The organism is Nitratireductor indicus C115 (assembly GCF_000300515.1).
In the GTDB taxonomy this organism is placed as follows: Bacteria; Pseudomonadota; Alphaproteobacteria; order Rhizobiales; family Rhizobiaceae; genus Nitratireductor; species Nitratireductor indicus.
In genome coordinates, this window is record NZ_AMSI01000001.1 from 366,256 (window position 1) to 386,152 (window position 19,897).

Genomic DNA, 19,897 nt, shown 5'->3' on the forward strand with positions numbered 1-19,897 from the left:
GAACGATCATGAGCGAATTCAAGGAGCTCGTCTTCTCCGGCGTTCAGCCGACGGGCAATCTTCATCTCGGCAATTATCTCGGCGCGCTGCAAAAGTTCGTCGCTCTGCAGGACAGCCACGAATGCATCTATTGCGTGGTCGATCTGCATTCGCTGACGGCCACTTTGGTGCATGAGGATCTCGCCGAACAGACGCGGTCCATCACTGCGGCTTTCCTGGCCGCCGGCATCGATCCGAAGAAGCATATCGTCTTCAACCAGAGCCAGGTGATGCAGCATGCGGAACTGGCGTGGATTTTCAACTGCGTCGCGCGCATCGGCTGGATGAACCGCATGACCCAGTTCAAGGACAAGGCTGGAAAGGACCGTGAAAACGCTTCTCTCGGCCTGCTTGCCTATCCGAGCCTGATGGCTGCCGACATTCTCGTCTACCGCGCCACCCATGTTCCAGTCGGTGACGATCAGAAACAGCATCTGGAGCTGACGCGCGATATCGCGCAGAAATTCAACAATGATTTCTCCAGCCGCATTGCCGATCTCTGCTATGGCGTGGAGATGGACGTGGGTGAGGAAAAGGTCAACGGCTTCTTCCCGCTGACCGAGCCGCTGATCGACGGTCCGGTGACGCGCGTCATGAGCTTGCGCGATGGCTCGAAGAAGATGTCCAAGTCGGATCCGTCCGATCTGTCGCGCATCAACCTGACCGACGATGCAGACGCCATCTCCAAAAAGATCAAGAAGGCGAAGACCGACCCGGAGGCACTGCCTTCAGAGGAGGCAGGCCTTGAAGGACGCCCCGAGGCGCTCAACCTCGTGGGCATTTACGCGGCATTGTCGGGCAAGACGCGCGCCGATGTGTTGGCCGATTTCGGTGGCCGTCAATTCTCCGAGTTCAAGCCGGCGCTGGCTGATCTTGCTGTCGACAAGCTCTCGCCGATTGCAACCGAGATGCGCCGTATCTCGGCAGACCCCGGATATATCGACAGCGTTCTCAGGGAAGGTTCCGGCCGGGCCCGCGAGAAGGCTGAAGCTACCATGAAGATGGTGCGCGAAATCATCGGGCTGATCGGCGATTGACCGACGCGTGATCGAGCAAATACGCATCGTCTTGCCGAATTTCAGCGGCAATGGCAGATTGCGACCGTGTGGGGCGGGGTGCCCGCCCACGAAACAGGACGGGTGAATGGTCTCAAAACGACTGATCCGCGAGGCGGGGCACCGCCGTAAATTCCTCGTCATTATCGACGACACGCCTGAATGCGAAAGGGCTGCCGCCTATGCGGCCCGTCGCGTGCAGGCCACCAGCGGTGGTCTGGTGCTGCTTTTCGTGATCGAGCCGGGTGATTTCCAGCATTGGCTCGGCGTCGAACAGATCATGCGCGAGGAGGCGATGACAACCGCCAAGGCCGCGCTCGATACCCATGCGGTGAAGATTCGCGAAAATCTCGGCCTCGAACCGGAACTGGTCGTGCGCGAGGGCAAACCCGCCGATGAAATTCACAAGCTGATCGAGGAAGACCAGGATATCGCGATTCTGGTTCTTGCTGCCGGCAATGCCAAGGAAGGGCCGGGGCCGCTCGTCTCCTCCATCGCCGGCAAGAGCGCTGCATTTCCAATCCCGGTCACCGTCGTGCCGCACAATCTCAGCGACGAAGAGATCGAAAGCCTGGCATAGAGGGTCCGCAAACCCCATATGCCGGCTTGAATGGTGGACACTTTCCGCCTATTTTAGAATTATTCCAAAACGCGGACTTAAGATCGATGTTCATCCAGACTGAAGCGACCCCCAACCCTGCGACGCTGAAGTTCCTGCCTGGCCGTGTTGTGCTGGAAGAGGGAACTGCGGATTTCCGCGATGCGTCGACGGCTGCCGATGCCTCGCCGCTTGCAAGCCGCCTCTTCGAGGTTCCCGGCGTTACGGGCGTGTTCTTCGGTTATGATTTCATCACCGTCACCAAGGATGGCGGTCCGGATTGGCAACACCTCAAGCCTGCCATTCTGGGAAACATCATGGAGCATTTCATGTCCGGCCAGCCGGTCATGGCTCCGGCGGCTTCCGGTCTGCCGACCTCCGATGACGGCGAGTTTTACGATGCGGCGGACGAGGAGATCGTCTCCACGATCAAGGAGCTTCTGGAAACTCGGGTTCGCCCGGCCGTTGCTCAGGATGGTGGCGACATCACCTTCCGCGGCTATGAGAAAGGCACTGTCTTCCTGCATATGAAGGGCGCCTGCGCTGGCTGCCCGTCGTCGACCGCGACCCTCAAGCACGGCATCCAGAACCTGCTGCATCACTTCGTCCCCGAAGTGCGCCAGGTCGAGCAGGTCGTCTGACGGCCCGACTCATTCTTCAGGGCAATAAAAAACCGGGCTCCAAGGCCCGGTTTTTTTGTGGAACGCGATGAGCGTTCCGTGTTGCTGAAACGGTTCTACCGCTTGACGATCACTTTAGCACCAACTTCGGCGCGGCTGTAAAGGTCTATGATATCCTGGTTCATCAAGCGGATGCAGCCAGAGGACATCGCCTTGCCGATAGAGTTCCACTCGGGCGTGCCATGCAGGCGATAGCCCGTGTCACCGCTGCCGTTGAAGAGATAGAGGGCGCGCGCGCCGAGCGGGTTGCTGAGGCCGCCGGGCATGCCGGTACGCCACTTGGCCAATTCCGGCTGCCGGCCGATCATCGCGGAAGGCGGTGTCCAGGTCGGCCATTCACGCTTCATGGCGACGCGCGCCGTGCCTGACCATTCGAACCCTTCGCGTCCCACGCCGATGCCGTAGCGCATGGCCTTGCCGCCTTCGAGCACAAGGTAGAGGAACTTGGCATTGGTATCGACGATGATCGTGCCCGGCTTCTCCTTGGTGTCGTAGGAGACGATCTGCCGGTGATACTGGCGCGGCACCTTGCTGATGGGAATGCTGGGCAGCCTGTAGCCAGCATCCTTAACCGACCCATAGTCAGCGCTAAAGATCTTGAATGTCCCGTCGGACGTACAGCCTGCCAGAGCCGTCGCCAGCCCCAGGGTGGCGGCGATAACGAGTGATCTGATTTTCATACGGTCTCCATTCCCCCGATTGGCGGGCGCCTGCCTGAATCGCGCCACACTCTGGTCACCTTTCTTAAATTCTTGGTTAACAAATTGCCAAGACTTCGAACTTGTTGCGGTACGCGGAAGTTGCCTTATTCGTGCCAGACATTGCAAAACGGCAACAGAAAACGCAATTAAACAGCAACTGAAACGCTGTTTTGGAGAGTCTCATGAATGTTGGAGACGCAGCACGACGCTCCGGCCTGCCTGCCAAAACGATTCGATACTATGAAGAAATCGGCCTGATTGCACCAGACCGATTAACCAATGGCTATCGCGACTATAGCGCGGAGGATCTGCATTTCCTGATCTTCCTGCGCCGTGCCCGGGGGCTTGGTTTCGGCATCGAGGAATGCCGGACCCTCATGGCGCTCTATCGCGACAGAAAGCGCGCCAGCCACGATGTGCGCGCGGTCGCGGTGGCGCATGTGGCCGCCATCGACGAGAAGATTTCAGAGCTTCAGGCAATGCGGGCCACGCTGGGGCAGTTGATCGAGGCCTGTCATGGTGATGCGCGTCCCGATTGCCCCATCCTTGATGACATAGCGGGAGCCCGGTAATGGCGTTCTGCGTCTTTTCCTGTCGGGGAGTGGCAGCAGGTTCTGACCGCACGTCTTCAGGTCGTCGTGCAGCGGTGGCATAATCCGCCCATGCCGATCATCTCACCGATTCCCCTCAATCCGCTGGCCGATGGGCGCCAGTCGGAACGCGCCATGGTTATTCGGCGCGGCGTGCAGCGGCTTCTCCTGCAAATGGGGGCCGTGGTGATCCCTGAGCTGACGCTCGCCACTGGCCGCCGCGCCGATCTGGTGGCGCTGACCCGAAAGGGCGACATCTGGATCATCGAAATCAAATCTTCGGTCGAGGATTTTCGCGTCGATCGAAAATGGCCGGAATACCGTCTTCATTCCGACCGGTTTTTCTTTGCGACCCATCCCGATGTGCCCGCGGAAATTTTCCCGCAGGAATGCGGTTTCATCCTCTCCGATGGCTACGGTGCGGAAATCCTGCGTGATGCGGATGAGCATCGGCTCGCCGCAGCGACCCGCAAGGCCATGATGCTGCGTTTTGCACGGGCGGGCGCTGCCCGCATCACCGCAGCCGAACTGGCGGGCATCGCCGTGCCGCTTGCCGAAAATGAACAGGATTGAGAAGGTTCAGGCGATGAACGGCTTGCGACCGGTCGCAAGCGCATGGTCGAGATACTCCACCCGGTCCTGACCGAAGAAGGCCTCGCCGTTCAACACGTAGCAGGGAACGCCGACCGCATCGGCTGCAACCGCATCGGCGGTGTTCTTTTCCCGGATCGCGCCGGTCGCTTCGCTTTCCGCAGCCTTCAGGATTGTTGGCGCATCGTGGCCTGCTTCTTTCAGAAGGCGTGCCAGTGTGTCGGGTTCGGCAATGTTCTCGCCCTGCGCCCAAAGCGCTGCGAAGACGGCTTGCATGTAATCGAGCGGATCGGCGCCCGCCGCCACCAGCGCCGCCACGCTGCGATCAGCAAGGGTCGGATCCACTGGCCAGTGTTGCGGCTTCGGATTGAGTGGCAGGCCTCGGAAGTCGGCGATGCGCTGTAGTTCGACCATCCGCAGGCGCTGGCGCACCGGCGGGCGTCTGAGCGGGGGAACGGCCCCGGAAATGTCCCATATGCCGAAAAGGTTGACGGGCTTCACCGCCAGCGTTGCCCCATGCTTGCGCGCCACGGCCCGCACAGCCTCGTGGCCGAGATAGGTGAAGGGCGACATGGAGGTGAAATAATAGTCGATGACGGTGGACATGCTGGGAACTCCCGGGTTTCGGCTCCGGGGCAGACTACCGCGCCGGGTTGAAACCACAACCGGCTATGGCATTTTGTGGTCGGATAGGGTGGGCCGGCTTTTCCATCGGTGGAGCACGACGCCGTTGCAATGCGATGCCATGCACCCGAAATCATCTAGGACAACATCTTTGCGCGAGCGCGCATTCCCTGATGTGAGGCCATGAATGCCCGTTCCTCCGCATCCGGTGGCCGAGGCACGGCGTCCTGACCGAGAATGGACATCACCTCGTCAATGGGGACGAAACGCTTGCCGCCATAGTCATAGACGCCGCCCGTCGTCAGGATGATCGCTGCGATGCGCCCATCCTCCAGAATGAAATGATGACGCCCCAGCATCTGGCTCCCCTCCCAGGTCTCGATGGTCGAGGTCACTTCGAAGCGTTGCCAGAGCTTGATTTCGCGCACATAGGCCGTTTGCAACCCACCGAGCAGCGTCGTCCAGCCCCGCTTGCGCGCCTCGCCGAAAAGGCCGCTGCGCAGAAAGATGTCGATGCGGCCGAGATCGGCCAGCATCATGTAGCGGGCATTGTTCAGATGGATGTTGGTGTCGACATCGGATGGCAGGCAGCGAAAGGCTAGGCGGCCCTCGTCGCCAAGCTTGTAGGGTCCACGGCTTTTGCGCGTCGCAGCGAGCCGGAGAAGACGCATCCAGACATACATGGCTTGTGGCTACCTCGATGAAGCATGGCCCGTCTGAAGGGCCGAGCCTTCCGTAAAGCCTGCATGCGGCCTCTGCAATACAAGGATCACCTCTCTCCCACGAGGAAGAGAGGTGAGGTTGTCGGCGGGCGGATCAGGCCGCCTTGCGTTCCTTCGCGCCGGTTTCGGGCGCGAAACGCTGGTAGAAGGTCTCGCCCTTCTCCGCCATGTCGTGAAGAAGCGCCGGCGCCTTGAACTGCTTGCCGTATTTCTTCTGCAACTGCTTCGTCATGGCGAGGAACTCCTTCACGCCCATCCCGTCGATATAGGACAAGGCGCCGCCCGTATAAGGGGCGAACCCGAAGGCAAGGATGGAACCCACATCCGCTTCGCGCGGGTCCGTCACGATGCCTTCCTCCATCACGCGGGCAGCCTCGAGTGCGATGGTGGCGAGCAGGCGCTGCTTGAGCTCCTCCACATCCACCTTCTCGGGCTTCTTCTGAGGATAGAGATCCTTCAGCCCGGCCCAGAGATGCTTCTTGGCGGGTCTTTCCGGATAGTCGTAAAACCCCTTGCCGTTCTTGCGGCCGAGCCGTCCGTATTTGTCGACCAGCGTGTCGATCAGCTCCATGTGGCGTGGATCGACGGCCTTCGGGCCGAGATCTCGGATCGTCTGCTTCATGATCTTCTGGGCAAGGTCCACCGCCGTCTCGTCGGTCAGGGCGAGGGGCCCGACCGGCATGCCGGCCATCTTGGCAGCGTTCTCGATCATTGGAGCGGGCACGCCCTCGATCACCATGGAGAAGGCTTCCTGCATGTAGCGAAGCACGCAGCGATTGACGTAGAAACCGCGCGTGTCGTTGACCACGATGGGGGTCTTCTTGATGGCGCGGACATAGTCCATCGCCGTCGCGAGCGCCTTGTCCTCGGTTTTCTTGCCGAGAATGATCTCCACCAGCATCATCTTGTCGACCGGCGAGAAGAAGTGAATGCCGATGAAATTCTTCGGTCGCTTCGAATTACGGGCAAGGCTCGTGATCGGAATGGTCGAGGTGTTGGAGGCGAAAGTGGCGGAAGGTTTCAGAACGGCTTCGGCCTTCTCCGTCACGCCTTTCTTGACTTCCGAATCCTCGAACACCGCCTCGATCACCAGTTCGCAACCATCGAGCGCGGCATAGTCGTCAGAAGGCGTGATGAGCGAAAGGAGCTTTTCCTTGTCCTCGGGCGTCGCACGGCCTTTCTTGATCAGCCCATCCATCAGCGAGGCGGAATGGGCCTTGCCCTTCTCGGCGGCGGGAACATCGCGGTCGACCAGCACCACGGGGATGCCGGCTTTCGCCGTCACAAAGGCAATGCCCGCGCCCATGAAGCCGGCACCGAGAACGCCGATCTTCTTGAACTTCCGCATGGGCACGTCCTGCGGTCGCCGGGCACCCTTGTTGAGCTCCTGAAGCGAGATGAACAGCGACCGGATCATCATCTTGGCTTCGGTCGTCTGCATGATCTCGGTGAAATAGCGCTGTTCGATGGTCAGCGCCGTCTCGAAGGGCACCAGCAGCCCTTCATAGACGCATTTCAGGATCGCGGTCGCAGCCGGATAGTTGCCATAGGTCTCGCGACGCAGAATGGCGATGGCCGGCGGCCAGAGGTTTGCACCAGCAGCCGAATAGACAGGCCCGCCCGGCAGCTTGAAACCCTTCTCGTCCCAAGGCTGAACGGGCTTCAGCCCGTCGAGGATCATCTTCTTCGCCGCCTCCACCAGCTTTTTGGGCGGAACGACCTGATGCACGAGGCCCATGGCCTTCGCCTTCTGCGGCGAAAGGGTCTGGCCCGTGGTCAGCATCTGCAGGGCTTCCTGCGTGTTGGCCAGGCGCGGAACGCGCTGGGTCCCGCCCGCGCCGGGGAAAATGCCCACCTTCACTTCCGGCAAGGCCATCTTCACTGCCGGGCTGTCGGCCACTACGCGGCCGTGGCAGGCGAGCGAAAGCTCGAAGGCGCCGCCCATGCAGGTGCCGTTGATTGCCGAAACCCAGGGCTTGCCGCAGGTCTCCAGCTTGCGCCACAGCCAGCCCATGCGACCGGCATTGTCGAACAGCAGCTTGATGGCCTTCTTGCGGTCCTTGTTCTTCTCCTTCTCGAAAAGGCCGAGCATCTTCTGCAGCATGCCGAGATCGGCGCCGCCGGAGAAGGTTTCCTTGCCGGAGGTGAAGACTGCGCCCTTGATGGCTTCGGTTGTTGCCACATGGTCAATAATGGCTTCCAGCTCGTTCATCACCTCTTCGGTGAAGACGTTCATGGAGCGGTCGGGCATGTCCCATGTCACGAGCGCGATGCCATCCTTGTCCGCATCGACAGTGAAGTTCTTGTAGTCGGTCATTGGAGGGTATCTCCCTGAAAAAATCCGTTCGCGCGGTTCTGGCCGTTTCCATCGTCTCCCCGCTGCCGGGGAGGCGGAAAGGCGCTAAACCCGTTCGATGATCGTTGCCGTGCCCATGCCTGCGCCGATGCACAGCGTCACGAGCGCGGTGTTGAGATCACGTCGCTCCAACTCATCGAGCACTGTACCGAAGATCATGGCGCCGGTGGCGCCAAGCGGATGACCCATGGCAATGGCGCCGCCATTCACGTTGATCTTGTTCGGGTCGATTTCGAAGGCCTGCATGTAGCGCAGCACGACGGAGGCAAAGGCTTCATTCAACTCGAACAGATCGATGTCCGAAAGCTTCATCTTGGCCTTCTTCAGAAGCTTTTCCGTCACGTCCACCGGGCCGGTCAGCATGATGGCCGGCTCCGAACCGATATTGGTGAAGGAATGGATGCGCGCACGCGGCTTCAGGTCCATCGCCTTGCCGGCCTTGCGCGATCCCAGGAGGACGGCGGCCGCGCCATCGACGATACCGGATGAATTGCCGGCATGATGCACGTGGTTGATGCCCTCGATCTCGGGATAGCGCTGCACCGCGACCGCATCGAAACCGCCCATCTCGCCCGGCATCACGAATGAAGGGTTGAGGGCGGCCAGCGACTGCATGTCGGTGCCGGGACGCATATGCTCGTCATGGTCGAGGATGGTCAGGCCGTTCTGATCCTCGACGGGGATGACGGAGTTCTTGAAATAGCCTTTGTCCCAGGCGTGTTTGGCGCGCTTCTGGCTCTCCACCGCATAGGCGTCCACATCGTCGCGCGAAAAGCCGTATTTCGTCGCGATCAGGTCGGCGGACACACCTTGCGGCATGAAATAGCCGGGCAGGCCCACGGATGGGTCCATGAACCAGGCACCGCCCGACATACCCATGCCAACGCGGGACATGGATTCCACCCCGCCCGCGATCACGATCTCGTCCGAGCCGCCGGCGATCTTGGCCGCGCCAAGATTGATGGCGTCGAGGCCCGACGCGCAGAAGCGCGAAATCTGTATGCCGGGGGCCTGATCCTCGTAGCGTGCTTCGAAGGCAGCGGACCGGGGGATCACCGAACCAGCCTCGCCGACCGGGTCCACACAGCCGAAGATGATGTCATCGACCTTTGCGGTGTCGAGCCCGTTGCGGTCGCGAACCGCCTCGAGCACCTTGGCACCGAGGCGCACGGCCGGTACCTCGTGCAGCGCGCCGTCCTTCTTGCCGCGTCCGCGCGGTGTGCGAACAGCGTCATAAACATAAGCGTCAGCCATTTCGATCTCCTTGCCTTGCGGGCTTTTGGCCCGGCCTTGTCGCAATTTCGGTTGCCGTTGCGTCCTCCTGATTGCCGGGGCAGGGGAGGTGCGCGGACGGTCTGTCTCCGTTCTCAAAGTCCTCTGGCGATCACCAATTTCATGATCTCGTTGGTGCCGCCGTAAATGCGCTGCACGCGCGCGTCGCGATACATGCGCGCGATGGGATACTCGTTCATGTAGCCATAGCCGCCATGAAGCTGGAGGCATTCGTCGACGACCTTGCATTGCAGGTCGGTCATCCAGTACTTGGCCATCGAGGCCGTGGCCGTATCGAGCCCGCCCGTGATGTGGCGCGAGACGCAATCATTATAGAAGACGCGGCCGATAGTGGCTTCGGTCTTAAGCTCCGCGAGCTTGAACTGCGTGTTCTGGAAGTCGATCACCTTCGCGCCGAAAGCCTTGCGCTCCTTCACGTAGTCGATGGTGACGGCAAGCGCGCGCTCGATCATTGCGATGGCCTGGCCGGCAATCAGCAGTCGTTCCTGCGGAAGCTGTTGCATGAGCTGGGCGAAGCCCTGGCCCTCATCCTCGCCGAGAAGGTTCGCCGTCGGCACCATCAGGTCGTTGAAGAAGAGTTCGGACGTGTCGTTCGACTTGAGGCCGATCTTGTCGAGATTGCGTCCGCGTTCGAAGCCGTCCGCCCCATCGGTTTCGACGACGAGCAGCGAGGTGCCCTTGGCGCCTTTTTCCGGGTCGGTCTTCGCCACCACGATGATGAGATTGGCGAGTTGGCCATTGGTGATGAAGGTTTTCGAGCCGTTCAGCCGATACTGGTTGCCGGCCTTTTCCGCGCGGGTCTTCACCCCTTGCAGGTCAGAGCCGGCGCCAGGCTCCGTCATGGCAATGGCGCCGATCAGCTCGCCGCTGGCGAGTTTCGGCAACCAGCGCTTCTTCTGCTCGTCGGTCCCGTAATGAAGGATGTAGGGCGCGACGATGGCGTTGTGAAGCGCGATGCCGAAACCGTCCACCCCCACATGGCTGACCGCTTCCAGAATGGCGCTTTCATGGGCGAACGTGCCCCCTGCGCCGCCATACTCTTCCGGCATGGATGCGCATAGAAGGCCGGCTGCCCCGGCCTTCTCCCAGCTTTCCCGGTCGAACATCTCCGCTTTCTCGAAGCGCTCGTAATGCGGAACGATCTCCTCGCTCAGAAAGCGGTTTGCCATGTCATAGAGCATGGCGACATCGTCCGCCGCCCAGGCGGGTTGCGGAAGGCCGAGTATGGATTGCGGGTCTGCCACCTTACGTCTCCTCGCCGGCAGTCGGGATCAGATTTGTTCAAGCTAGAACAAGCCTGTTCCCATGCCAATCAAAACGCGTCCTCGGGCATGGCCATCATGGTGTCGGAGCCGGAGGAAATGCGCGCGAGATGCGCCGCGGTTTCCGGCATGACCCGTTCCATGAAATAGCGCCCGGTCATGATCTTCGCCTCCAGGAAGGCCTTGTCGGCATCGCCGCCTTCAGCCAGCCTGTCCTGGGCGGTCTTGACCATGCGGCCCCACATCAGGCCGAGCGCCACGAGGCCCATGAGATGCATATAGTCATAGGAGGCCGCGCCTGCATTGTCCGGCTTCTGCAAGGCGTTCTGCATGAGCCAAAGCGAAGCGGCCTGCAGGTCGTTCAGCCCCTTCTTCAAAGCCTTGGTCAAGGGCGCCATGGCCTCGTCCGAGCGATGCGCCTCGCAGAACTCGCCCACTTCCTTGAAGAAGGCCTGCACCGCGCGGCCACCGTTCTGCGGCAGCTTGCGGCCCACCAGATCGAGCGCCTGAATGCCGTTCGCACCTTCATAGATCATGGCGATGCGTGCATCGCGCACGAACTGGCTCATGCCGTGCTCCTCGACATAACCGTGCCCGCCGAAGACCTGCTGCGCCATGACGGCGTGGTCGAAGCCCTTATCGGTCAGGACACCCTTGATGACCGGCGTCATGAGGGCGAGATGGTCGGACGCTGCTTCCTTTTCCTTGGCGTCATCGGAAAGATGCGCGATATCCGACTTGAGCGCGGTCCACAGGATCAAGGCCCGACCGCCCTCGTTGAAAGCCCGGATCGTCATGAGATTGCGGCGGATGTCGGGGTGAACGATAATCGGATCGGCTTTCTTGTCGGGCGCTTTGGGACCGCTCAGCGCGCGCCCCTGCAGGCGTTCGCGCGCATAGTCGACCGCCGCCTGATAGGCGGCCTCGCCCATGGCGTGGCCCTGCAGCCCGACGCCGAGCCGCGCCTCGTTCATCATCGTGAACATGGCTTTCAGGCCGCCATTCTCCTCGCCGAGCAGATACCCGGTCGCCTCGTCGTAATTCATGACGCAGGTGGCGTTGCCGTGAATGCCCATCTTTTCCTCGATGGCGCCGCAGGAAACAGCATTGCGCTCGCCGAGTTCGCCTTCATCATCCACCATCACCTTGGGCACGACGAAAAGCGAAATGCCCTTCACACCGGCCGGCGCACCCTCGATGCGGGCCAGAACGAGATGGATGATGTTTTCGGAAAGATCGTGTTCGCCGGCGGAAATGAAGATCTTCTGCCCGGAAATGCGGTAGCCGCCTTTGCCATCGGGTGCGGCCTTTGTCGTCAGCAGGCCGAGGTCCGTGCCGCAATGCGGCTCGGTCAGGTTCATCGTGCCGGTCCAGGTGCCTTCCACCATTTTCGGCAGCCACTTCTTTTTCTGTTCGTCGCTGCCATGGGCGAGGATCGCCGCAACCGCGCCTTGCGTGAGGCCGGGATACATCATCAGCGCCATATTGGCCGAAACCAGATATTCGCTGACGGCCGAATGCACCGTATAGGGAAGGCCCTGACCACCGAACTCGGCCGGTGTGGCAAGGCCGAGCCAGCCGCCTTCGCAATATTGGCGATAAGCGTCGTCGAACCCTTTGGGTGTGGTCACGCTACCGTCGTCATTGCGCACGCACCCTTCCATGTCGCCGACGCGGTTGAGCGGCTGCATGATGTTTTCGGCAAGCTTCGCACCCTCTGCGAGAATGGCTTCCACCACGTCGGGCGAGGCGTCGGCAAAACCCGGCAGATTGTCGTGGTTGCCATAGCCAAGCACGTCGTTGAGCACGAAAAGCGTGTCGCGCACCGGTGCACGGTAGGTCGGCATGAGGGTCCTCCAGCTCTCAACCGCGGAACACGTCGAATTCAGTCCGCGCGTCCGCATCATTCATGACTTCTGCCACATTCATGCAACGTAGGATGAATTCATCCGACGGCAAAAGGCTCCATTAGGGGAATGCGATCCGGGCAGACCGCACGGCAGCGTCAAATAGCGCTATCAAATTTTGACGTGCGCGTAAACGTCAAAATTTTCGCAGGCACGACAAAACCCGGACCGTTAAGACGGTCCGGGGGAAGGCCGTGAGGCAAAACCGTTCTGGAAGCCTACCGCGGAAGGTTTCCGCGCCGGCTCAGCCGCGTGCCGGTGAGGAATTCAGCTGCGAGAGCCGGTCCGTCACGTCTGCGACGAGCTGTTTCAGGTCTGCGATGGCGTCTTCGATAGAATTCCGCTGGCGCTCCAGCCGGGCCATCTGGCGTTCCGACTTCTTCAGCACCAGGCGAAACTGCTTTTCGTTGGCTCCACGCGGGTCATGCAGATCGAGGACTTCCTTGATGTCCCTGAGCGAGAAGCCGATCCTGCGCCCAAGCAAAATCTGCTTGAGCCGCCTCTTGTCCTCGTCGGAATAGAGACGGGTGGTTCCCATGCGCTCGGGGCTGAGCAGCCCTTTGTCTTCATAGAAGCGAAGGGCACGCAGCGTAACTCCAAACTCGCGCGCCATGTCGCCGATGCGCGTGTAGTCGGAGACGACATCAGGAAAATCATTTTCCTCGGCTGCCTTTTGGGCAGCCATTGCAATGGTCATCATGATCAGTTGTTCCGTATCGAATGGCTCACTCCGGTATTGGCCGGAGCTGGCACCCGGTCGACCGCCGCCGGGCGCGGCAGGCCATAAGGTCGGGCTTATTCTCAAGGGCGCGCTTATGCTCTCCACAATGCGGCATTACAAGGGCAAAATCGGTGAAAAATGCCGCTTGCGCCACTTCGACCCGCCGGTTTGGCCACCTTACGTAGCGTCCCGCACGGTATTAATCGTTAACCGCCTGTTTACCATGATCGGTGAATTGTGATGCGGACAGCCCACCCTGTTCGTTTCGGCTTATTCGGATGGTGGCGGGGTGGCTCGTAGGTTCCACGGTTTTGATGTGCCGCCAAGAAGCGTCCCGATCCGCATGTGCCTGCGAGGTATAGTTTAAAGGCCAACCGGAAGCGGTGAAAAGGCGGGCGTTCCGATGAACAACAAGCGTTCCTATCTGGATAACATCAATGCAGGCCGCCGCCGCCGTCCCAGCCCGGACGAATCACTGGATCACATCAGCAGAACGCTCGATCAGCTCGAGAACAGGCTCGACCGTGCCCGCAGCCCACGCGATCCCTGGGAAGAGGAAAACGAGGTTGCCCGGCGCTTCCAGCGCCTTTCCGACAACATTGCCGAGCCTTATACTCGTCCGGTTGCCCGCCCCGCTCCATCCTCGCGCGCTTCGCTCGAACGTGCCGCTCGTGAACTGGAACGCAGTCGGCAGCAGGAATTCGAAGTCACATCTATCGGCAACATCGCCAGCGAGCTCAAGACACTTCGCCATGATCTGCGTGAGGTTATGCGGTCAGGCCTGTCAGGCGAGTTCGAAACCCTCCGCCGTGAGCTCGCCGGCATCATGGCAGCGGTACCCAACACGGCGCTCAGCAGCGAACTGGTGGTTGAATTCGAGCGCCTTTCCCAGGCAATCGCCCAGCTCTCCGAACGTGGTGACGACCGCAACGTCAAGATGCTGCGCCTCGAAATGGAGGAGCTCAAGTCTTCCATCGGAGCGCTGGCACGCGAGGAGACCTTGCAGGCTGTTGATCGCCGCTGGGACATGCTGGACGACCGCTGGAACGCGTTCGAAGGCCGTATTTCAGAGAGCCTGCGCAGCCCTGACGCAGCTTTCGACATGCTGCACCAGCGCCTGGAGGATATCGGCAACGCCATCAACAGCCTGCCGGATTCGCTTTCGCTTCACTCGCTTGAGGAGCGCGTCCGCACTCTTGCCGGCGCGCTTGACCAGCTCGTCAGCCGCAAGTCCGCCGGCAATGCCGAACTGTACGCGTCGCTGGACGAGCGCCTCGACGAGATCTCCCGGGCGATTGCCGCATCGGCGCGTCGCCCCGAGGTCGCCTCCATCGACCCGCAGCCCTTCGAGCGCATCGAGGCTCGCATTTCAACGTTGGCCAATCAGGTCGCAGAGGTTCTGGAAGACCGTGCGGGCGGGCAGGCGGTTGATCGTCTGGGCAATCAGATGGCGGAGCTGTCGCGCCGGGTCGACGATATCGCTCAGCGCATAGATCTGCCTGAACAGATGGTTGAGCGGCTTGCGGGCAAGATTGCTGAACTGGCGGAGCGCCTGGACACGACCCCCCAGTCACAGGCAGCCGAAATGATGCTGCACGGCCTTGAAGGCCGGCTTGCGCATCTCTCGCAGCTGATCGAGCAGCGTCAGGACGACGCGAGCGAGTTGGGACGCAATCTGGCCCACGATCTGGAGCAGCGTCTGCAGGAAATCACTGCTCGTTTGGATGAGCGCGCCAGTTTTGTGCCCGACCAGTCCGGCATCATGGCGAGCATCGATGCCCGGTTCAACGAGCTAGCGGCCCATCTGGCTCATAGCATCAACGAGCCTCAGAGCTCGACTGCGCTGCGCAGCCTCGAAATGCGCCTGGAAGACATCTCGTCGCGTCTGCATGAATCCTCCGCATCGGCTTCCACCGTTGCGCCGGAGATGATCCAGAATCTGGAAGCTCAGGTGAAGAGCCTCTCTGAGCACCTTTCGCGCCCGAGTGCTGAAATGCCCGAGTTCGAGGATATCGGCCCGCGGCTGCAGAACATCGAGCGCTCGATCCATGAAAATCGCACGGCTGTGCTTGAGGCCGCACGCCAGGCTGCTGCGCAGGCTGTGAACGCGCTCGGAAATTCGGCTTCCACAGGTGAAGTCGATGAGCGTCTGCGCGACGAATTGAAGGCGCTGGAAACGCTTACCCGTAAATCCGACGAGCGCAATACAAAGACGTTTGAAGCCATTCACGACACGCTTCTCAAGATCGTCGACCGCTTGGGGGCCGTCGAAGGCACTGCGCGTGCCGGTGCAGTCGCTACCTCCGCAGCCAAGATCGCCGTTCAAGAGGTGCCGTCCATAGAGCCTTCGGAAGAAGCCGCGGTGATGCTGCCCGTCGACAAGGGACCTGCTCCCATGCCGCGTTCACCGGCAGAAGCCGCAGCTGCTGCCGCGCGTGCTGCGATGGACGAGGATGGGGAAATCGATGAGGTCGAGGTCGAAAAGCCCTCACTTCTGGGTGGCTTGTCGCGCAAGCTTGCCAGCCGTCGCGCTAAACCCGTTTCTGATGCCGTCGTTGTGGAGGAACGCGCCGAGCCAGAAGTTTCCGCGGCTACGGAAACTGTCGAGATCGATATGGACCGGATCAATGAGCCGCTTGAGCCGGGCACCGGAGCACCGGATCTCAATGCAATTATGCGCCGCGTTCGTGACGAGAAGAAGAGCCCCGCGCGCGAAGGCAACGACGCAGCAAAGTCGGATTTCATTGCCGCTGCGCGCCGTGCCGCGCAAGCTGCTGCTGCAGAGGCTGAAATTCTCAAGAAGCGCCAGGAAGAAAAGGCCGACACGTCTGGGCGTTTCGGTCTTGGCAAGTTGCTCAAGCGTTCGCGCAAGCCGCTGGTTGTGGCGTTGGGGGCGGGCATTGCCGTTACCGGCGGGTACGAGCTCAGCAAGGCATACCTGTCCGAGAGCACGGCGATTTCATCGCTCGCCTCTATCGAGAAGCCCGCAGCTCTTGAGCCTGCAGAACTGGATCAGGTTGCTACTGGCAGCATTGCTAAACTCGCGCCAGAGCGCCAGGTGCGCGTTGTTGATGACGAGCCGGCTGAAGAGGCGGTGGTCGACACGTTGGCAACGATGCATGCGCAGGATGCAGAAGCGATCCTTGAGGCATCTACAGGTAAATTCGAAGAGCGCTTCGGTGAGCAGAATGGCGTGCAAAAGCCTCTTGCTTTCACGCCTGCTCAGGAGATGGCTGCAGAAAAGGTTGCAATCGAAACGATTGCACCGGATGCCGGCCCGGTTGCTTTGCGGGAGGCTGCTGCCGGTGGTGATCCCAAGGCATTCTTCGAGATCGCAAACCGATATATGGATGGCCAGGGCGGTGCCGTCGATCCGGCCAAGGCCATCGAATGGTACACCAAGGCCGCCGATGCCGGTTTCGCGCCTGCCCAATCTCGCCTCGGCGATATCTATCAGAAGGGAATCGGCATAGACCGCGATCCCGCCAAGGCAAAGATGTGGTTCCAGCTTGCGGCCGAACAGGGCAACGCCAGCGCCATGCACAATCTGGGCGTCCTGTTTGCCATGGGCGCCACCGGTGAAACGGATAACCAGTCAGCCGCCCGCTGGTTCCTGGAAGCTGCCGAGCACGGCGTCACGGACAGTCAGTTCAATCTGGGCATTCTTGCCGCCAAGGGTATGGGCACCAAGCAGGACCTGACGGAAGCCTATAAATGGTTCGATCTCGTGGCGCGCAGCGGTGACAAGGATGCTGCGGCAAAGCGTGACGAGGTGGCCGCGAACATGTCGCCGGAGCTTCTCAAGCAGGGCAAGGACAAGGCGCTTCTGTGGAAGCCTAAGCCGGTTGATCCGGCGGTCAACCTTGTCGACATCCCAGATGCCTGGCGCACTGCGCCCGAGGCGACGGCCAGCGTCGACATGAGGAAGGCGATCACCAACATCCAGCTTATCCTCAACAAGGAAGGCTTTGATGCCGGAACGCCGGACGGGCTGATGGGCGCCAAGACGAAGGCTGCTATCTCCGCATTTCAGAAAGCCAGTGGCATGAAGCCGACCGGCGAAGTGGATGAGGCTCTGGTGCGCGCGCTTCTGGAGCGCAACAAAGCGGCGACCGGAACGTAATTCTACCCGTTTTGCGAGCATTGCGGTGCAAATCCTGCCCGGTGGGAGCTTCGTCGGGCAAGTGCTTCAAACTTTTCCGCATTTTGTGGCCTGATGGTTTGACTTCGCCATGATCAGGGCGCAGAAGGGGAGGCAGTCTTAAGTCTTCCACAAGACCTGGCGCGCAAGGCGTCGGTCTCGCAATCATTCGGGTGCCGCGGGTGGGTATCTATCTTCCCATCGCTGAAATGTCCGTCAATGTCTTCGTGCTGCTTGCCATGGGCGGCGCGGTGGGCTTTCTCTCCGGTATGTTCGGGGTCGGAGGCGGATTCCTGATCACACCCTTGCTGATTTTCTACAACATTCCACCCAGCATTGCGGTTGCCACCGGCGCCAATCAGGTGATCGCCTCGTCCTTCTCGGGCGCGCTTGCGCATTTCAAGCGCAAGTCGCTCGACGTGAAGCTTGGAACGGTGCTTCTCGCCGGTGGCATCGTGGGGGCCTCTCTGGGTGCCGTCGTCTTTGCTTATCTGCGCCGGCTGGGCCAGCTCGACCTGATCGTCTCGCTGCTTTATGTCGCGTTTCTGGGCGTGGTCGGCGGGCTGATGCTGCTTGAGAGCGTGAATGCCATGCGCCGTTCGCGTAGCGGCGAGAGCATATCGCTGCGCAAGCCCGGCCAGCACAACTGGATTCACCGCCTTCCCCTGAAGATGCGCTTTCGCGCGTCGAAGCTCTTTGTCAGCGTCATACCCGTCCTGGCGCTCGGCGCCTTCATCGGCTTTCTGGCATCGATCATGGGTGTGGGCGGCGGTTTCATCATGGTCCCGGCGCTGATTTATCTGCTCAAGGTGCCCACCAACGTCGTTATCGGCACTTCGCTGTTCCAGATCATTTTTGTCGCCGCTTTCACCACGATCATCCATTCGACGGCCAACCAGACGGTGGATGTGGTCCTGGCGTTTTTGTTGATGGTCGGCGGCGTTGCCGGCGCCCAGTATGGTGCGCGGGTCGGCCAGCGGCTGCGCGGCGAGCAGTTGCGTGCATTGCTTGCAATGCTTGTGCTTGCCGTTGCGATCCGGCTCGCATTCGATCTCTTCGTGCGCCCCGAAAGCGTGTATTCCCTGTCGATGGGAGGGGCTTGAGCATGCGGGTGATGGCTCTTCTTCACGCAAGCGCGCTGCTCGCTCTGCTGCCTGTCGCTTTCGCCCGTGCGCAGGAGGGCAGCCCGGAGAATATCCAGATCGGTCTGTCGACCGACCGCGTTTCGATCACTTCGGATTTCTCAGGTGCCGAACTCACAATTTTCGGCGCGCTCGACAATGCCGATCCGTTGATCGCCCGGCAGGGGCGCTATGATGTGGTGGTGGTTCTGGAAGGCCCTTCGCGGCCGGTGATGGTGCGCAAGAAGACGCGCGTCCTGGGCGTCTGGGTCAACACCCAGTCGGAAATCTTCCGCGATGTCCCCGAATCCTATTCGATGGCCCTGACACGCGCGCCGCAGGACATCACGGATCCCGGCGGTTATCGTCAGCTTGCGCTCGGCCCCGCAAACATTCACCTGCAGCCGCTCGACCCTGAAGGCGACCCCAAGACGATTGAGGAGTTTTCGGCAGCTCTACGGGATCGCAAGGAGGCAACGGGCCTTTATTCGGTGCGGGTGGGGGGCGTTCAGTTCCTGTCGCAAAGCCTGTTTCGCGCCAAGCTCACGCTTGCGCCCAATGTCGCGGTTGGCACGCATCGCGCGCGCGCCTTTCTGTTTCGCAACGGCATGTTCCTGCGCGAAACTTCCGCGCAGCTGACCATCCGCAAGGCCGGCCTCGAACAGCGGCTTTACGAGTTCGCCCAGGACCATGGAACGATCTACGGCATTATCGCCGTGCTGATTGCCATCGTCACCGGCTGGCTTGGCCGGATGATTTTCCGCAAGGACTGATCGCAGAGCCCGTTAACGAAGCACGCTGCCGGCAATGGCATAGATGCCCTGGCGTCCGAGCATATAGGCCGTCATCGTCTCGCGGCTGAAGAGGCCGGCAAAGGCCTTGTCGAGCACATTCAGTGTTCCGGTCAGGCTGCCGAAGGCGGGCATGATAAGCCTGTTGCCATCGCACACGAAACAGGCGCTGCGCACTGCGCGCCCACGCCGCACGATGCGCGCGCCCGGGTGCAGATGGCCGGCGATCTCGCCGGGGGCTTTCCCGGGTGTCGGCTCATGACGAAAGACCAGCCCATCGAGCCCGATCTCCTGAGCCGTGCGGCCGGGCAGGCCGGCTGGCGGTGCAGGATCGTGGTTGCCGGCGATCCAGTACCATTCGCGTCCCGTCATCATGGCGCCAAGGCGCTCGCGAAAGGGTTCCGGCATTTCCGCTGCCCCGTCGCCGTCATGGAAACTGTCGCCGAGGCTAATCACCATTCGCGGGTCGTACTCGGCGATCACGCCCCACAAGCGGTCGAGCGTCGCCGCGGTGTCGTAAGGGGGGATGAGACGGCCGCGCCGCGCGAAGGCTGCCCCTTTCTCAAGGTGCAGATCTGAGACCACAAGCAGGTCCATCGTCGGGAAAAACAACACGCCGCGCCGATCACAGACGGCTTGAGACCCGGCGAGCCGGATCGTCAGGGCGCTGCTCACATCGCTTACGGGCGCAAGGCTGTTCATGCG

The 19,897-nt window shown here is 61.0% G+C and carries 18 protein-coding genes; 9 read left to right on the forward strand and 9 right to left on the reverse strand.

The features are described from left to right. Positions 1–8: 8 nt before the first annotated feature. From trpS to NA8A_RS01790, 3 genes are all read left to right on the forward strand, one after another. Complete coding sequence (gene trpS / locus NA8A_RS01780; protein ID WP_009755672.1) at positions 9–1,076, forward strand: tryptophan--tRNA ligase; 1,068 nt, start codon at positions 9–11, stop codon at positions 1,074–1,076. Positions 1,077–1,182: 106 nt separating this feature from the next. Then, positions 1,183–1,674: a universal stress protein gene (locus tag NA8A_RS01785; protein ID WP_009755673.1), complete on the forward strand. Its 492-nt coding sequence runs from the start codon at positions 1,183–1,185 to the stop codon at positions 1,672–1,674. Positions 1,675–1,760: 86 nt separating this feature from the next. Further along, positions 1,761–2,333, forward strand: coding sequence for a NifU family protein (locus NA8A_RS01790; RefSeq protein ID WP_009755674.1), 573 nt, complete (start codon positions 1,761–1,763; stop codon positions 2,331–2,333). Positions 2,334–2,428: 95 nt separating this feature from the next. Here the strand turns inward: NA8A_RS01790 and NA8A_RS01795 are convergent, their stop codons facing one another. Next, positions 2,429–3,052 (reverse strand): L,D-transpeptidase, encoded by a 624-nt coding sequence (locus NA8A_RS01795; RefSeq protein ID WP_009755675.1) that lies wholly within the window; start codon positions 3,050–3,052, stop codon positions 2,429–2,431. A gap of 203 nt (positions 3,053–3,255) precedes the next feature. Here NA8A_RS01795 and cueR point away from each other — a divergent pair, with 203 nt between their 5' ends. Both cueR and NA8A_RS01805 read left to right on the forward strand, forming a co-directional pair. Beyond that, a complete protein-coding gene (gene cueR, locus NA8A_RS01800; protein ID WP_009755676.1) occupies positions 3,256–3,645 on the forward strand; it encodes a Cu(I)-responsive transcriptional regulator in 390 nt (129 codons plus the stop codon). Between the two features lie 90 nt (positions 3,646–3,735). After that, positions 3,736–4,236, forward strand: coding sequence for an MmcB family DNA repair protein (locus tag NA8A_RS01805; protein ID WP_009755677.1), 501 nt, complete (start codon positions 3,736–3,738; stop codon positions 4,234–4,236). 6 nt (positions 4,237–4,242) lie between these two features. Here the strand turns inward: NA8A_RS01805 and NA8A_RS01810 are convergent, their stop codons facing one another. The 7 genes from NA8A_RS01810 to NA8A_RS01840 form a co-directional block, all read right to left on the reverse strand. Next, complete coding sequence (locus NA8A_RS01810; RefSeq protein WP_009755678.1) at positions 4,243–4,860, reverse strand: 2-hydroxychromene-2-carboxylate isomerase; 618 nt, start codon at positions 4,858–4,860, stop codon at positions 4,243–4,245. Positions 4,861–5,015: 155 nt separating this feature from the next. Continuing rightward, entirely contained in the window at positions 5,016–5,561 is a 546-nt protein-coding gene (locus NA8A_RS01815; RefSeq protein ID WP_009755679.1) for a thioesterase family protein, read from the reverse strand. 133 nt (positions 5,562–5,694) lie between these two features. Then, a complete protein-coding gene (locus NA8A_RS01820; protein WP_009755680.1) occupies positions 5,695–7,917 on the reverse strand; it encodes a 3-hydroxyacyl-CoA dehydrogenase NAD-binding domain-containing protein in 2,223 nt (740 codons plus the stop codon). An 84-nt stretch (positions 7,918–8,001) separates the two neighbouring features. Then, positions 8,002–9,210 carry an acetyl-CoA C-acetyltransferase gene (locus NA8A_RS01825; protein WP_009755681.1) on the reverse strand — a complete coding sequence of 403 codons (1,209 nt, stop codon included), beginning with the start codon at positions 9,208–9,210 and terminating at the stop codon, positions 8,002–8,004. Positions 9,211–9,323: 113 nt separating this feature from the next. Then, complete coding sequence (locus NA8A_RS01830) at positions 9,324–10,493, reverse strand: acyl-CoA dehydrogenase family protein (protein WP_009755682.1); 1,170 nt, start codon at positions 10,491–10,493, stop codon at positions 9,324–9,326. A gap of 68 nt (positions 10,494–10,561) precedes the next feature. Next, on the reverse strand, positions 10,562–12,358 hold the full coding sequence (locus NA8A_RS01835; protein WP_009755683.1) for an acyl-CoA dehydrogenase C-terminal domain-containing protein: 1,797 nt from the start codon (positions 12,356–12,358) through the stop codon (positions 10,562–10,564). 304 nt (positions 12,359–12,662) lie between these two features. Next, complete coding sequence (locus tag NA8A_RS01840; protein WP_009755684.1) at positions 12,663–13,118, reverse strand: MerR family transcriptional regulator; 456 nt, start codon at positions 13,116–13,118, stop codon at positions 12,663–12,665. Between NA8A_RS01840 and NA8A_RS24985 the strand changes: the two genes are divergently transcribed. From NA8A_RS24985 to NA8A_RS01855, 4 genes are all read left to right on the forward strand, one after another. Next, the gene (locus tag NA8A_RS24985; protein ID WP_143087928.1) at positions 13,108–13,380 is read left to right on the forward strand and encodes a hypothetical protein; all 273 of its coding nucleotides are present in this window, start codon (positions 13,108–13,110) and stop codon (positions 13,378–13,380) included. The two genes, NA8A_RS01840 and NA8A_RS24985, sit on opposite strands and share 11 nt — an antisense overlap. Before the next feature lie 162 nt (positions 13,381–13,542). Beyond that, entirely contained in the window at positions 13,543–17,262 is a 3,720-nt protein-coding gene (locus tag NA8A_RS01845) for a peptidoglycan-binding protein (protein WP_009755685.1), read from the forward strand. Between the two features lie 200 nt (positions 17,263–17,462). Beyond that, positions 17,463–18,383, forward strand: coding sequence for a sulfite exporter TauE/SafE family protein (locus tag NA8A_RS01850; protein ID WP_009755686.1), 921 nt, complete (start codon positions 17,463–17,465; stop codon positions 18,381–18,383). 2 nt (positions 18,384–18,385) lie between these two features. Further along, a complete protein-coding gene (locus NA8A_RS01855) occupies positions 18,386–19,174 on the forward strand; it encodes a TIGR02186 family protein (RefSeq protein ID WP_009755687.1) in 789 nt (262 codons plus the stop codon). A gap of 12 nt (positions 19,175–19,186) precedes the next feature. Here NA8A_RS01855 and pdeM read toward each other — a convergent pair whose 3' ends face one another. Next, positions 19,187–19,894, reverse strand: coding sequence for a ligase-associated DNA damage response endonuclease PdeM (gene pdeM / locus NA8A_RS01860; protein ID WP_009755688.1), 708 nt, complete (start codon positions 19,892–19,894; stop codon positions 19,187–19,189). Positions 19,895–19,897: the final 3 nt, after the last annotated feature.